This window comes from Alcaligenes phenolicus (assembly GCF_032063905.1).
Classification (GTDB): domain Bacteria; phylum Pseudomonadota; class Gammaproteobacteria; order Burkholderiales; family Burkholderiaceae_B; genus Alcaligenes; species Alcaligenes phenolicus.
The window spans coordinates 247,936-261,359 of record NZ_DAMBOE010000002.1; the positions used below are offsets into that span (position 1 = coordinate 247,936).

General features: G+C 57.0%; 14 protein-coding genes. 7 read left to right on the forward strand and 7 right to left on the reverse strand.

What is annotated here, in order from left to right; translation table 11 throughout:
* Position 1: 1 nt before the first annotated feature.
* Genes fdhF through U2949_RS04520 form a run of 3 tightly spaced genes read left to right on the forward strand, consistent with a single transcriptional unit; the run spans position 2 to position 4,070 of the window.
* The gene (gene fdhF / locus U2949_RS04510) at positions 2-2,923 is read left to right on the forward strand and encodes a formate dehydrogenase subunit alpha (RefSeq protein WP_137430701.1); all 2,922 of its coding nucleotides are present in this window, start codon (positions 2-4) and stop codon (positions 2,921-2,923) included.
* A gap of 32 nt (positions 2,924-2,955) precedes the next feature.
* Positions 2,956-3,822, forward strand: a complete 867-nt coding sequence (fdhD, locus tag U2949_RS04515; protein WP_026485082.1) for a formate dehydrogenase accessory sulfurtransferase FdhD — start codon at positions 2,956-2,958, stop codon at positions 3,820-3,822.
* Positions 3,819-4,070 (forward strand): formate dehydrogenase subunit delta, encoded by a 252-nt coding sequence (locus U2949_RS04520; RefSeq protein WP_009463888.1) that lies wholly within the window; start codon positions 3,819-3,821, stop codon positions 4,068-4,070. Before fdhD ends, U2949_RS04520 begins: the two co-directional genes overlap by 4 nt.
* Before the next feature lie 63 nt (positions 4,071-4,133).
* On the opposite strand, the gene U2949_RS04525 is transcribed toward U2949_RS04520, so the two are convergent.
* Positions 4,134-4,595 carry a universal stress protein gene (locus U2949_RS04525; protein WP_009463889.1) on the reverse strand — a complete coding sequence of 154 codons (462 nt, stop codon included), beginning with the start codon at positions 4,593-4,595 and terminating at the stop codon, positions 4,134-4,136.
* A gap of 87 nt (positions 4,596-4,682) precedes the next feature.
* Positions 4,683-5,024 carry a protein tyrosine phosphatase family protein gene (locus U2949_RS04530; protein WP_009463890.1) on the reverse strand — a complete coding sequence of 114 codons (342 nt, stop codon included), beginning with the start codon at positions 5,022-5,024 and terminating at the stop codon, positions 4,683-4,685.
* 50 nt (positions 5,025-5,074) lie between these two features.
* On the opposite strand from U2949_RS04530, the gene U2949_RS04535 reads away from it, so the two are divergent.
* On the forward strand, positions 5,075-5,671 hold the full coding sequence (locus U2949_RS04535) for a GNAT family N-acetyltransferase (protein ID WP_022983233.1): 597 nt from the start codon (positions 5,075-5,077) through the stop codon (positions 5,669-5,671).
* 9 nt (positions 5,672-5,680) lie between these two features.
* Here the strand turns inward: U2949_RS04535 and U2949_RS04540 are convergent, their stop codons facing one another.
* Positions 5,681-6,439: a ChbG/HpnK family deacetylase gene (locus U2949_RS04540; protein WP_407654162.1), complete on the reverse strand. Its 759-nt coding sequence runs from the start codon at positions 6,437-6,439 to the stop codon at positions 5,681-5,683.
* A gap of 60 nt (positions 6,440-6,499) precedes the next feature.
* Between U2949_RS04540 and U2949_RS04545 the strand changes: the two genes are divergently transcribed.
* On the forward strand, positions 6,500-6,877 hold the full coding sequence (locus tag U2949_RS04545; protein ID WP_022983235.1) for a GtrA family protein: 378 nt from the start codon (positions 6,500-6,502) through the stop codon (positions 6,875-6,877).
* On the opposite strand, the gene U2949_RS04550 is transcribed toward U2949_RS04545, so the two are convergent.
* Positions 6,816-8,486, reverse strand: coding sequence for an ArnT family glycosyltransferase (locus tag U2949_RS04550; RefSeq protein WP_257723837.1), 1,671 nt, complete (start codon positions 8,484-8,486; stop codon positions 6,816-6,818). The genes U2949_RS04545 and U2949_RS04550 overlap by 62 nt on opposite strands.
* 124 nt (positions 8,487-8,610) lie before the next feature.
* On the reverse strand, positions 8,611-9,630 hold the full coding sequence (locus U2949_RS04555) for a glycosyltransferase family 2 protein (RefSeq protein WP_321286385.1): 1,020 nt from the start codon (positions 9,628-9,630) through the stop codon (positions 8,611-8,613).
* 343 nt (positions 9,631-9,973) lie between these two features.
* Here U2949_RS04555 and U2949_RS04560 point away from each other — a divergent pair, with 343 nt between their 5' ends.
* Together U2949_RS04560 and U2949_RS04565 are read left to right on the forward strand one after the other, a co-directional pair.
* Positions 9,974-10,378 (forward strand): group III truncated hemoglobin, encoded by a 405-nt coding sequence (locus tag U2949_RS04560; protein WP_026485076.1) that lies wholly within the window; start codon positions 9,974-9,976, stop codon positions 10,376-10,378.
* A gap of 2 nt (positions 10,379-10,380) precedes the next feature.
* Positions 10,381-10,833, forward strand: coding sequence for an RrF2 family transcriptional regulator (locus U2949_RS04565; RefSeq protein ID WP_009463896.1), 453 nt, complete (start codon positions 10,381-10,383; stop codon positions 10,831-10,833).
* Positions 10,834-10,909: 76 nt separating this feature from the next.
* On the opposite strand, the gene serA is transcribed toward U2949_RS04565, so the two are convergent.
* The gene (gene serA / locus U2949_RS04570) at positions 10,910-12,118 is read right to left on the reverse strand and encodes a phosphoglycerate dehydrogenase (protein WP_026485075.1); all 1,209 of its coding nucleotides are present in this window, start codon (positions 12,116-12,118) and stop codon (positions 10,910-10,912) included.
* Positions 12,119-12,338: 220 nt separating this feature from the next.
* Entirely contained in the window at positions 12,339-13,340 is a 1,002-nt protein-coding gene (locus U2949_RS04575; RefSeq protein WP_009462237.1) for a cytochrome-c peroxidase, read from the reverse strand.
* Between the last annotated feature and the right edge of the window lie 84 nt (positions 13,341-13,424).

Consider the following 13,424-nt stretch of genomic DNA (forward strand, 5'->3'; position numbering starts at 1 on the left):
CATGAAAGAAACAGTCGCCGTACGCGAACGTGACCTGGGCACCCCAGCCTCGACCCAGACCGAGATGGTCAACCTGACCATTGACGGCAAATTGATTGAAGTGCCCGTCGGCACTTCCGTGATGCACGCAGCCGCCTTGGCCGGCATCAATATTCCCAAGCTGTGCGCCACCGATTCGCTGGAGGCCTTTGGCTCCTGCCGTCTGTGCCTGGTGGACATTGAAGGCCGTCGCGGCCACCCTGCTTCCTGCACCACCCTGGTGGAAGAAGGCATGGTCGTCCAAACCGAAAACGACACCCTGCACAAGCTGCGCCGCAACGTGATGGAGCTGTACATCTCCGATCACCCGCTGGACTGCCTGACCTGTCCTGCCAACGGCAATTGCGAACTGCAAGACATGGCCGGTGTGGTGGGCCTGCGCAGCGTGCGCTATGGCTTTGATGGTGCCAACCACCTGGACGATACTACCGATAATTCCAACCCTTACTTTGCCTACGACTCCAGCAAATGCATTGTCTGCAATCGCTGCGTGCGCGCCTGTGAGGAAGTTCAGGGCACCTTTGCACTAACCATCGACAAGCGTGGTTTTGAATCGCGCGTCACCGCCGGTCAGAACGATGGCTTCCTGGGCAGCGATTGCGTGTCCTGTGGCGCTTGCGTTCAAGCCTGCCCGACCTCTTCCCTGATGGAGAAATCCGTCATCGATCTGGGGCAACCCGAGCACGCCGTCATCACTACTTGCGCCTATTGCGGTGTAGGTTGCGGCTTCAAGGCCGAAATGAAGGGCGACAAGGTCATTCGCATGACACCCTGGAAAGACGGCAAGGCCAACCGTGGTCATGCCTGCGTGAAAGGTCGTTTCGCCTGGGGTTACGCCACGCACCAGGACCGTATCCTGAGCCCCATGATACGCAAGAGCATTACGGACCCCTGGCAGGAAGTGTCGTGGGACGAGGCCATCAATTACGCCGCCTCCGAGTTCCGTCGCATTCAGGATCAGCACGGTCGTGACGCGGTGGGCGGTATCACCTCCTCGCGTTGCACCAACGAAGAAACCTACCTGGTGCAAAAACTGGTTCGCGCTGCCTTTGGTACCAATAACGTCGACACCTGCGCCCGCGTGTGTCACTCCCCTACCGGCTACGGCCTGAAGATGACCCTGGGTGAGTCCGCCGGTACGCAAACCTTTGACTCGGTGATGCACACCGACGTAGTGATCGTGATGGGTGCCAACCCCAGCGCCGCTCACCCCGTATTTGCGTCGCGCCTGAAACGTCGCCTGCGCCAGGGTGCCCGCCTGATCGTGATCGACCCGCGTCAGACTGAACTGGTCAGCTCGCCGCACATCCAGGCCGACTATCACCTGCCCCTGCGTCCAGGCACCAACACCGCCATGCTGACCGCCATGGCCCACGTAATCGTCACTGAAAATCTGGTGAATGAGGCCTATGTGGCCGAACGTTGCGATACCGAGGCCTTCAATGAATGGCGCAGCTTTGTCAGCCAGCCCCAGAACTCGCCGGAAGCCATGGCCGAGATCTGCGGTGTGTCCGCCGACGACATCCGTGGCGCAGCCCGTCTGTACGCCACCGGCGGCAACGGTTCGATTTACTACGGCCTGGGTGTGACAGAACACAGCCAGGGCTCAACCACCGTGATGGCCATTGCCAACCTGGCCATGGCCACCGGCAACGTAGGCCGCGAAGGTGTGGGTGTGAACCCGCTGCGTGGTCAGAACAACGTGCAAGGCTCCTGTGATATGGGCTCCTTCCCGCACGAGTTCCCCGGCTACCGTCACGTCTCCGACACCAGCGTACGCCAGCAGTTTGAAGAGGCCTGGGGCGTATCTCTGCAATCTGAACCCGGTCTGCGCATTCCCAATATGTTTGACGCCGCCTTGAGTGGCAGCTTCAAGGGGCTGTACTGCCAGGGCGAAGACATTGTTCAGTCCGACCCGAACACCCAGCACGTGGCCGCCGCCATGGCTGCCATGGAGTGTGTGGTGGTACAGGATCTGTTCCTGAACGAAACCGCCAAGTACGCCCACGTGTTCCTGCCCGGTTCATCCTTCCTGGAAAAAGACGGCACCTTCACCAACGCCGAGCGCCGCATTTCGCGCGTACGCAAAGTGATGGAGCCCAAGGCGGGCATGGCCGACTGGGAAGTCACCTGCGCTCTGGCCCGTGCTTTGGGCTACCCCATGAATTACGAGCATCCCGGCCAGATCATGGACGAGATCGCCCGTCTGACCCCGACCTTTGCCGGCGTGTCTTACGATCGTATCCAGGAGCTGGGTGGCAGCGTGCAATGGCCTTGCAATGAACAGGCGCCTGAAGGCACCCCCACCATGCACATCGACGAGTTCGTGCGCGGCAAGGGCCGCTTCATGCTGACTCAGTACGTGCCCACCGAAGAGCGCAGCAGCCGCAAGTTCCCCTTGCTACTGACCACCGGCCGTATCCTGTCGCAATACAACGTGGGCGCACAAACCCGCCGTACCGACAACGTGGCCTGGCATGCAGAGGACTTGCTGGAAATTCACCCGGTGGATGCCGAAGATCGTGGCATTCGCAGTGGCGACAAAGTCTCGGTCAAGAGCCGTGCGGGAGAGACCGCCCTGCGCGCGACGGTGACCGAACGAGTGCAGCCAGGGGTGGTCTATACTACTTTCCACTTTCCCGAGTCGGGCGCCAACGTGGTCACCACCAACAACTCGGACTGGGCAACCAACTGCCCCGAGTACAAGGTGACGGCCGTGCAAATTCAGCGCGTGACCTCCGAGTCGGCCTGGCAAAACCGCTGGAACCGTTTCCACGATATTCAGCAGCGCCTCCTGCAAGGCGAGACCGTCCCGGCCGAGGATTTGGCCCAGGCGGATCACAGCCACTCGCATGAGCATGCCGAGGCCGTCGCGAAAGTATGATGCGTCCCAACAGGCCCTAAGGAGTTGCCCACGTGAGCCAGGCAGATTTTCGTGATGCCAGCGCCCCTGCCACCGTATGGCGGCAGGCGCGTACCCCAGCAGAAGCACAAGCTGACACCCTGCCCCAAGAGGATCAGGATGCGCTGGCGCGCGAACAGGCCGTGGCTCTGGAGTTCAATGGCATCAGCCATAGTGCCTTGTTATGCAGTCCCAGTGATCTGGAAGATCTGGCTTACGGATTTTCCATGACCGAGGGCATCATCCGTACCGCTGACGATATACGCGGCGTGGATGTGCTGGAAGGCGAGCGCGGCAGCTTGCTGCAAATCGAGATTGCCAGTGCTTGCCAGCATCAGCTCAAGGCGCGTCGCCGTCAGTTGGCTGGCCGTACAGGCTGTGGTCTGTGTGGTCTGGAAAGCCTGGACGAGGTACGCCGACAACTACCCCGCCTGGACGCTCCCGAGCACCGCCCCGATGCCGCTGCCATCTTCCAGGCCCTGGATGCCTTGCGCTCCAGCCAGCCCTTGCATCGTCTGACGGGCGCTACCCATGCGGCTGCCTGGTGCAATCTGCAAGGCGATATCCTGGCCGTGCGTGAGGATGTAGGTCGCCACAACGCGCTGGACAAACTGCTGGGCCACATGCTGCGCAACGATATTGATCCCCGCTCTGGCATGGTGCTGATCTCCAGCCGTGCCAGCTTCGAGATGGTCCAGAAGGCCGCTGCCATGGGCATCAACTTTGTGGTGGCCGTCTCCGCCCCCACCGCCTATGCCGTGCAGATTGCCGATGAACTGGGTGTCATGCTGGCCGCCTTTGCCCGTGACCGCAGCTTCACGCTGTACAGCCATCCCCACTATCTGAATTCTGCCGAGTCACGCTCGGCCACATCACCATGAACATTGTTCCTTTGATTCCCATGGCCAACCAGATCGGTCAGTTCTTTGAAATCCTGAGCAATCGGGAGCAAGGACTGCGCGAGATTGCGGAACATATCCAGAAATTCTGGGACCCGCGCATGCGTCGCTCCCTGCTGGATTTTGTGGAACAAAATCCCAGCGGTAAAAGCGAAGATGGCGAGCTGCTGCCTATTGTTTTGCAGGCAGTCGTGACCCATAAACAGCAGCTGGAGCCACGCAGCCAATAAGACGTGCCGCAGACACAGAAAAGCCCGCCTAGGCGGGCTTTTTCTTTGGGCTGAAAAAAACGATTAATCGCTTTCTTTGACGCGGTACACCAGCACGGTGTTCTTGGCCATATTCAGCACCTTGATGGTCACGCTACCCAGCAACAGGCGGGACAGACCACTGCGACCGTGGCTACCGATAAAAATCAGGTCGCAGCCTTCTTGCTCAGCGACCTGCACAATCCCATCGGCCACATTGAAATTCGATACGGATCTACCAGTGGCCTTGACGCCAGCGGTCTCGGCACGGTCCAGAATCTGCTGCAAGTACTTCTGCGACTGTTCCTTGGCAGTCTTGTCGTAGTCCTCGTCGGTGATAGCGTAGGCAGCAGCCATACCATCAAAACCAACGGTGGCAGCAAATGGCTGCGTCACGTGCAAAGCCAGAACCTCGGCACCAATTTGGCGGGCAAAGGTCACGCCTTTGTTGGCTGCTTGGGAGGAGAGCTCGGAACCGTCAGTTGGAATCAGAATTTTCTTGAACATGGCATAACCCCTTTGAATGGAGACAGATAGCTTACCGCTGCATACCGGCACAGGACAAGCTAGTACAGACCTGAACCTTGAGCCAGGTCAGGATTCGTTCAATGCGCGGAACAATACGGCACAGCGAGTACCCGTGCGGCAGTAGGCCAAAGTCGGGCCTGGCAAGGCTTCAAGCAATTGACCAAAACGGGCAACATCAGCAGAAGTAATAGCGCTACCCACTACTGGCTGATACTCCACCTGCAAGCCTGCCGCCTGGGCGGCCTTCATCACGTCTGCCGACAAGGGCTGGTCGGGACCGCCTTCCATATCGGGACGGTTGATGATGACACTTTTAAAACCGGCATCGGCCACGGCTTGCATGTCCTCTCCCGATAATTGAGGGGCGACGGCCAATTGCTCGGTCAAAAACTGGTGCGGGAAGGACATAGAAACTCCTGAAATCGGGATAAACTAAATCAGTTCAAAGGAAAAATAGTATGTTCCCCCCCGATAGTACGCAAGTCCCTTTCTCTGCCTCCCTGCCGCAAGGCAATCACGCCAGTGCCTTGCTGATACGTCAGGCCACGTTGGACGATATGGCAGCGGTGCAAAACATCTATGCTTATCACGTACTGCACAGCACGGCGACCTTTGAACAACGCCCACCGGACGAACAGGAAATGCGTGCCCGCTTCACACAAGTGCGCGAGCAGAATTTGCCCTGGCTGGTCGCAGAGCTGGACGGGCAGATCGTGGGCTATGCCTACGCAGGAACATATCGCTCCCGCCCGGCCTATCGCTTCACGATAGAAGACTCCATCTATCTGGCTCAAGGTCAGATTGGCAAAGGGCTGGGCAAAGCCTTGCTGGAACAATTGCTGCTGGAGTGTGAGAAAGGCCCGTGGCGGCAAATGGTGGCCATCATCTCCGGCCATGACAGCCGGGGCTCGATTGCTCTGCACCGTTCGCTGGGCTTTGCCCATGTAGGTACCCAGCCAGCGGTAGGCTATAAATTCCAGCAGTGGATTGATGTGGTCATCATGCAGCGCAGTCTGGGTGACGGCAGCCAAAGCCAGCCAGCCCAGACGCCCTGATCTTCCTTCTCAGGCAATGCGCAGACTGTATTGACTCAGCCATTGCTGCATCTCATCGCCAGCCAGCACCTCGTACTCTGCCTGACGTTGCAAGCCCACAGGATCGTCCTGCACGCTGCTCAAGGAGGGATGGCACATCATGCTGTCCCCGTGCTGCATCACCGCCAGCCAGGCTTTGACCAAGGCGCTGTAACGCTCCTTGCCACCCTGAAAGTCGTACACGCCGGTGAAGCCGGTATTCAAGGTGACGCCTTTGGCTCTGGCCAGGCGCAGCAAATCCCTGGAGCCCAGCCCGGCAATAATCTGCGCCTTGAATCTGTCTTTAAAAGCGAAGCCCGTAGCCAGACGCTGGGCACCGGTATAACGCAGCCAAGGCATGGAAGCGGTATAACGGCGCTCCATTTCTGCCAGCAAGGCCTCGCGTATCATGGGTAGCTGATGCACGTGCTGATGCCCGTCGATATAGTCCGGGCCCTGCCCCATCACCTCTTCAAAACGATCCAGCTGGCGAGCCACGCTATCCTTGACCTTCTGATCATCCAGACGATGCAGCAGGCTGCGGATAATCACCTGCTTGAGCGGCATGGCATACACGCCCGCTTGGGAAGCAAACTCGGTAAAATTCAGGTGCAAACCTTTTTGCAGCGTGCTCTGGCGCAGTGCTGGTGCATTTTGCACAAAGCTGTCCCCATCGACCAGGCAGGATGTTCCTGTCAGACGTCGGGCCTGGGCCAATTTCAGTATGGCCTCGTCCACGGCGGGGGCCATGCCAAAATCATCCGCGCATATACTGATCTGCCTGTCCTTGGCCACTGCTCGCTCCGCTTTATGTCTCGTCAAATCATTCTGTTCATACTGGTCGGCACTTTGGCCGCCTTTACGCACTGGGGCATTGTAATCGCCCTGGTGCAAACGCTGAGCCTGTCTCCGCTGCTGGCCAATCTTTTTGGCTGGCTGATTGCGTTCCTGGTGTCCTTTGGTGGCCACTACTGGCTGACATTCCGCTCCCAGAATGCCCGCTTTCTGCCGGCTCTGACACGTTTTTTTCTGGTGTCAGCCGCTGGCTTCGCCGTCAACGAAGCCAGCTATGCGTTTTTACTGAATCATTCCGGTCTGCGCTACGACTTGCTGCTGGGCCTGATTCTTATCGGTTTGGCTGTGCTGACGTTTCTGGCTGGGCGGCTTTGGGCGTTCCGCCGCACATAAGCTCGTACTCGTCGTGATCAAAGCGCCACAGAGCAATACGCTGGTCTTCATACAGGCGCTGAGCATGGTTAAGCACCTGGCTTTGGCGCACGGCATCTGGCGAGCCGATCAACCAGACGACCGCCTTGCTGTCACGACATAACTGCTGACGAAGGGTTGCCCGATCAATCAAGGTCAGTGCCCCACGTTGCGGCTCAAAGCGAGCTGCCTCCAGCAGCTCCTTGCGCCAACTATCGGTGCGCATGATTTCCGGATCATCCCAGTGTCCCATCACGCTGATGTTCTGCAGGCCCGGAACATAGAAGCCCAGGTCATAGCGGTAATTATTCAGAAAGACGACACGGTCACCCTTTTGGTATTCACTGGCCAGTACACGGCCCAAGGCCTGACTGTTGACCTGTGGGCGCAACATCATCGTCACCACGGCAAACGCACAAATCGCAACACAAACACCCAGGCTCCAGACCGCAAAGCGCTCTACCTTTGCTTCCCCATCCCGCTGACTGCGGCGAATCACCACATCCGCCAGAAAAAAAGCCCAAGGGCCAATGGCAGGCAAGACATAGCCCACCAGCTTGGAGGCAGGAATAGAAAAGAAAACCAACACTGTCAGCAATGCCGACAGCATCAAGCCCCGTACCGCTCCCAGACCATCGGAAGTATCAGCAGAACCACGAAGGCGCTTGAACAAGAATGGCGTCCAACCCAAGGTGGCAACAGGCATCAGGGCAAAGTAGAACCAGAAAGGCTGAGGGTTGTTAAAGCCTGTTTCCAGAAAACGCTGGAAGTGCTGATAGACGATGTAATAGTCAAAAAAACCGGGGTAGCGCGCCTGCATGGCCCACATCCAGGGCGTGGCGACCAGCAGCAAGACTCCCAGGCCTGTCAAAGAAAACAGACGCAACAAAGTACGCCACTGTCCTCGACCCAGCAGCCAGAACACCAAGATACCGCCGGGGATCAAAATCCCGATCAAGCCTTTTGCCAGGAAAGCCAGGCCTGCGGTGGCATACAGCCCCATCAAGGCCCAACGATAGGAACGCCCTTGCTCCATCTGCAGGGCAGCATGGCCGCCCAACAGCACACAGCTGCTGATCAAGGCAGCAACCGTCATGTCCAGATTGGCGTAATGGGAAGCACCGAAAAGCAAGGGGCTGCTGACCAGAATCAAAGCCGTCCAGCCCGCATGTTGCTGGCTGGCATGACGCTTCAAGAACGCGTGCATACCGGCAATCAGCAAGGCCGCCATCAAGGCAGGTACCAGACGAGCACCCACAAAATTCACACCCAACACTTTCAGGCTCAGGGCAGTAAGCCAATAATGCAAGGGAGGTTTATGGAAAAATGGCAGGCCGTCCAGACGCGGCACCAGATAATCACCAGATTCCAGCATGGACAGGGCCACGCCGACATAGCGCCCCTCATCCGGAATCAACAAGGGGTACGCCCCCAGGGTCAACGCAAACCACAGCAGTGCCAGCAGCCCCACGGAAACACTAGAGAGCGTACCCAGGCGCTGGACGCCGCAACGTAACCAATAGGCCGGTCCACGCGCTTGTCCAAGCGGTAGTGTTGCACCGGAAGAGGAAAAGGAATTATCGATACTCATCGCTCAAAGCCAAACCAATAGGGGTAGGCAGCTACTTGCGCAGCTGTAGAAGCGATTCAGAATATCGATGTAGCGTTCAATTACAAATGAGAGCAGTTCGCCAATTAAACGATCAGGCCTGCCCTCAGCCTTGCTGCGGGTCCTGATCGGGGGACGCTAACGGCTTCTGGTCAGGTGCCGGCTCAGAGGCCTGAGCCAGTCCCTGCCCCCGGCGACGATGCACCAGATACAAGGGCCGGTGCTTGACCTCGGCAAAGATGCTGGCGACATACTCGCCCACCACACCCAGCGAGAGCATATTCACCCCCGCGAAAAACAGTACCACCGTAATCAAGGTTGTCCAGCCGCGGACGGCATCCCCATACAACAAGTGCTTGAAGATAATGAACAAGCCGTAACTGAAAGACAGCATGGCCAACACTGCACCTAACAGGCTCAATAAACGCAGTGGCCAGGTGGTGAATGCCGTCAAACCATCCACCGCAAAGCGCAATAGTTTAGTGGGACGGAATCGGCTGACACCATGCAAGCGTTCGGCAGGCGAGTAGTAAATGGGTTCGGACGGAAAACCCACCCAGGCAAACAAGCCTTTCATGAAGCGGCTGCGCTCGGGCAAGGCCATCAAGGCATCAACGACACAGCGATCCATCAAGCGAAAATCGCCTGCATCACGCGGCACACGCAAACCGTTAGACGTGCGCATCAGCTTGTAAAACAAACTGGTGCCCGCCCGCTTCATCCAGGTCTCGTCGTTACGGGTTTCCCGCACGGCATAGACCATTTCCAGGCCTGTAGACCAGCGCTCCAGCATGGCTTCGATCAAGGCAGGGGGATGCTGCAAATCCGCATCCATGCACACGACCACCTGCCCGCGGCTGGCCTCCAGCCCTGCCGTCAGCGCCGCCTCTTTGCCAAAATTGCGCGATAACTGCAAATAGACCAATTGAGGGTAGGTTTGACGCAATTGCTCAATAACCAAAGGCGTTGCGTCCGTACTGCCATCGTCAACGAAAATGATTTCAAAGTCCGGAACCAGTTCGCGCAACTTTGCCACCAAAACCGGCAGCAATGCGGGCAGGTTTTCTGCTTCATTCAAACCAGGGATAACGCAAGAAAGCGTTTGGGCCTGTCGTTTTGTAATCATTATTCCTTGAGCACCGTGCTGTAACAAAACCATGGTCTAGCCAACAAAAAGTAATCGTAGCCCGCCAGACCGCCCAGTGCAATTTACCTTCGGTGATACTTGTCTTTCTTAAAGAGCACCGTTCAAGACTTGTACAGCCCTTGCAAGCCGGCCAGACTGGCCAAACACCGCAAACGCAACATCCATACGCTGAAACGTGCAAGCAGTGTAGGAAAGCAAGCGTTGAATCAGCGTGAAATCCGGCGTGAAAATGTCCCGTTCCCAAGCGTTTTCTTTCCGGCTTGACCCCGATGAGTCATACCAATAAGATAGATAAAATATATATCTTTAAATTCAAAATATTATGGCTCTCAACCCTTTGTGTACCCGCCAGGAAATTCATGACCTGGTCTGGGACTTTTACGATCGTATCCGCATGGACGACGTCCTTGGCCCCATTTTCTCCGAGCGCATCAAGGATTGGGATACGCATCTGGGCGTAATGGAAGAGTTCTGGTCATCCCTATTGCTCAAGACCGATGGCTTCAATGGCAATCCCATGGCCAAGCATTTGTCGCTCAAGCATATTCAGGCCAGCCACTTTGAACAATGGCTACGCCTTTTCAAGGAAACCTGTCAGGAGCGTGAAAACCAGGCCATGGCCGCGCTGGCATTGGAATATGCCCAGCGCATCGCCCGCAGCTTCTGGTTTGGTTACCAGTTCCAGCACAACCCCACTAAAGTGGCCAGCGAGCTGCAACTGCCCTGATCATGCGCCTGACCAACCTTACCGACTACGCCCTGCGTCAATTGATGTATCTGGGCCAGAACGAAGACAGGCTCTGTACCATCGCGGAAATTGCCCAGTACCACCAGATTTCACAAGCCCATCTGATGAAAGTCACCCACCTGCTCGCCAAGGGCGGGTGGATTCAGACACAGCGCGGGAAAAATGGCGGGATGCGGCTGGCCCGTGCGCCGGAAGACATCAATCTGGGCGAGCTGGTGCGCTATACCGAAACGGATCTGGCGGTGGTGGAATGTTTGGGCAGTGGCACCCACTGCATCCTGAGCGGGCGCTGCAATCTGAGCAATATCCTTAAACAGGCACTGGTCCAGTTCCTGAGTTATCTGGATAACTACACCTTGCGCGACATTATTGTGCCCGGCAGCAGCCCGGAACAGACGATTGCCTGGCCCACCAAGTCGATGCACTCGGCCTGATAGCAGACGGACGGATAGCAGACGGCCCCAGATTCAAAAGAATCCGGGGCCGTTTGTTTAGGGTCCGGCTACCGCTTCAAACCGGGAAAATCAGATCGCTACGTACAGTGCCAGGATGGGCACGCACAGCTTCCAGCAAACCCTGCTCGGGCACACGATCCAGGTCCGTCATGGCATAACCCAACTCGCCTTGCGTTTGCAGCTGCTGGCGGGTGATGTTGATACCGTGCTGGGCCAGAATATTGTTCAAGCCACCCATCGCGCCAGGAACGTTGCGATGAACATGCAGCAGGCGCACAGCCCCCTGGATGTCGTAGTAAGACACTTCGGGGAAGTTCACCGCGCCCTTGGTAGCGCCGCTACGCAAGTAGCTAACCAGTTTCTCGGCCACTTCACGGCCAATGTTTTCCTGGGATTCCTGAGTACTACCGCCAATATGCGGCGTCAGGATCACATTAGGCATACCGATCAACGGGCTCTTCAACGGTTCGTCCACGCTTTTCGGTTCGGTTGGGAACACGTCCAGCGCAGCACCCGCCAGATGACCGCTGACCAAGGCTTGGTGCAAGGCATCAATATCCACCACCGTACCGCGCGAAGCATTGATCAGAATGGAACCGGGTTTCATGGCCGCTATCGTCTCGGCATTCATGATGTTGTGCGTGCCCTGCCCGCCTGGTACGTGCAAGGTGACCACATCGGACTCGGCCAGCATCTGCTTCAAGCTGCCATAGACACGGGCATTGCTCAGCGGCAGTTTGGATTCCACATCATGGTAGAGCACGCGCATACCCAGCGCTTCGGCCAGAGTACCGACTTGGGAACCAATATTGCCGTAACCAATCACGCCCAAAGTCTTGCCACGGATCTCGAAAGCGCCATCGGCACTTTTGTCCCAGAAGCCCTGGTGTACGCGCAGGTTCTTCTCGGGGATACGACGTAGCAACAAGATGGCCTCACCCAGCACCAGCTCGGCAACGGAGCGGGTATTGGAGAATGGCGCATTAAAGACCGGTACACCATGGTTCTGGGCTTGATCCAGATCCACCTGGTTGGTACCAATACAAAAGCATCCCAGCACTTTGAGCTGGTCTGCGTGCTCCAGCACCCGGCTGTCAAACTGGGTACGGGAACGAATTCCGACAACTTCGGCGCCTTTGACAGCGTCCAGCAGTTCCTGACCCGACAAGGCTCCCTTGTAGGTCTGAATATCGGTCAAACCCGCAGCCTCAAAAACTTCACGGGCGCTAGGATGAATGTTCTCAAACAGGACAATGCGACTCATGATGGTTCCAGTCATTGAAATAGTATCTAAATGGTACTATTTTTTTTGCCCGCCTGATCGAGCATCAACAATAACAGCAGGGGATTCTTGTCTTGAACGCCAAGCAAGCCCATGAATCCACAGCCAAATACAAAAACCCAGGCCAGGAAAATAAAAAATCCAGGACCTGGGTCACTTCAAGGCGGCCTAGCTCATGAGAAGCCGCCTGAATAGCCTGCTATCAAGAACCAAATGGCACCGGACGTGGTGTGTTGTCACGCGAAGGTGGCAGGATTGGCAGCACGATTTCAGGCTGTTTGCCCGTCAGCGTTTTCAGGAACGCGACGATCTGGGCATTTTCCTCTGCAGAGAAACTGCGACCCAACTGCAGACGACCCATTGTATCCACGGCTTCAGTCAAGGTATTGACGGCACCATCGTGGAAGTAGGGGTAGGTCAGCTCAACGTTACGCAAGGTAGGAACCTTGAAGTTGAAACGATCAGCATCCTTACCCGTCACAGCCGCACGGCCTTCAGCCGGGTTGGTGGTTTGGTACGGCTCGATCAGACCCATTTTCTGGAAGGAGGTACCGCCCAGATTGGGACCGTTGTGGCAGGCCACGCAACCACTATTCTTGAACAGTTGATAGCCGGCCAGCTCCTGATCGGTAATGGCTTTCTTGTCGCCCTTCAGCCAAAGATCAAAGCGCGAATCGGGCGTCACCAAGGTTTCTTCAAAGGCGGCAATTGCGGAGGTGACTTCATCAATACCGAAGTCGGCCTTGCCAAAGACTTGCTTGAACTCGGCCTTGTACTCGGGGATGGAGCTCAGGAACTCCATGGCCAGTTCGTGCGTGAACGCCATTTCCTTGGGGTTGGCAATCGGGCCACCGGCCTGCTCTTTCAGGTCGCTGGCACGGCCGTCCCAGAACTGGGCAACGTTCAGGCTGGAGTTCAGGACAGTAGGCGAGTTGATGGGGCCTTCCTGCCAGCGATCACCGATGGAGGTACGGATATTGTCCGTGCCACCCATGCTCAGGTTATGACAGGAGTTACAGGAGATGAAACCAGAACGGGACAGGCGAGGTTCAAACCACAGCTTCTTGCCCAGTTCAACGCGTGCCGGATCAGTGACAACTGCGGCGGGAATCGGCTGTACAGGCTCATTTTCCTGAGCTTGCGCGGCACTGCCGAGCAGTAGACCGGCGGCCAGAGCAGAGAGAGTGAACAGGCGTAATTTCATAACAACTTCCTTATGGGATGACAGAGCTTCCTGCCAGTGAGTGGTCCGGTTAGGACCCATAACCCTGCTGGCCTTATGGACATC

Bases quoted from the DNA above. Each gene is read 5' to 3' on its own strand.
- U2949_RS04555 (WP_321286385.1), bottom strand. From the start codon at position 9,630: ATGATTACAAAACGACAGGCCCAAACGCTTTCTTGCGTTATCCCTGGT.
- U2949_RS04535 (WP_022983233.1), top strand. From the start codon at position 5,075: ATGTTCCCCCCCGATAGTACGCAAGTCCCTTTCTCTGCCTCCCTGCCG.
- U2949_RS04540 (WP_407654162.1), bottom strand. From the start codon at position 6,439: ATGGCCCCCGCCGTGGACGAGGCCATACTGAAATTGGCCCAGGCCCGA.
- serA (WP_026485075.1), bottom strand. From the start codon at position 12,118: ATGAGTCGCATTGTCCTGTTTGAGAACATTCATCCTAGCGCCCGTGAA.
- U2949_RS04545 (WP_022983235.1), top strand. From the start codon at position 6,500: ATGTCTCGTCAAATCATTCTGTTCATACTGGTCGGCACTTTGGCCGCC.
- U2949_RS04550 (WP_257723837.1), bottom strand. From the start codon at position 8,486: ATGAGTATCGATAATTCCTTTTCCTCTTCCGGTGCAACACTACCGCTT.
- fdhF (WP_137430701.1), top strand. From the start codon at position 2: ATGAAAGAAACAGTCGCCGTACGCGAACGTGACCTGGGCACCCCAGCC.
- U2949_RS04565 (WP_009463896.1), top strand. From the start codon at position 10,381: ATGCGCCTGACCAACCTTACCGACTACGCCCTGCGTCAATTGATGTAT.
- U2949_RS04575 (WP_009462237.1), bottom strand. From the start codon at position 13,340: ATGAAATTACGCCTGTTCACTCTCTCTGCTCTGGCCGCCGGTCTACTG.
- U2949_RS04560 (WP_026485076.1), top strand. From the start codon at position 9,974: ATGGCTCTCAACCCTTTGTGTACCCGCCAGGAAATTCATGACCTGGTC.
- U2949_RS04520 (WP_009463888.1), top strand. From the start codon at position 3,819: ATGAACATTGTTCCTTTGATTCCCATGGCCAACCAGATCGGTCAGTTC.
- U2949_RS04525 (WP_009463889.1), bottom strand. From the start codon at position 4,595: ATGTTCAAGAAAATTCTGATTCCAACTGACGGTTCCGAGCTCTCCTCC.
- U2949_RS04530 (WP_009463890.1), bottom strand. From the start codon at position 5,024: ATGTCCTTCCCGCACCAGTTTTTGACCGAGCAATTGGCCGTCGCCCCT.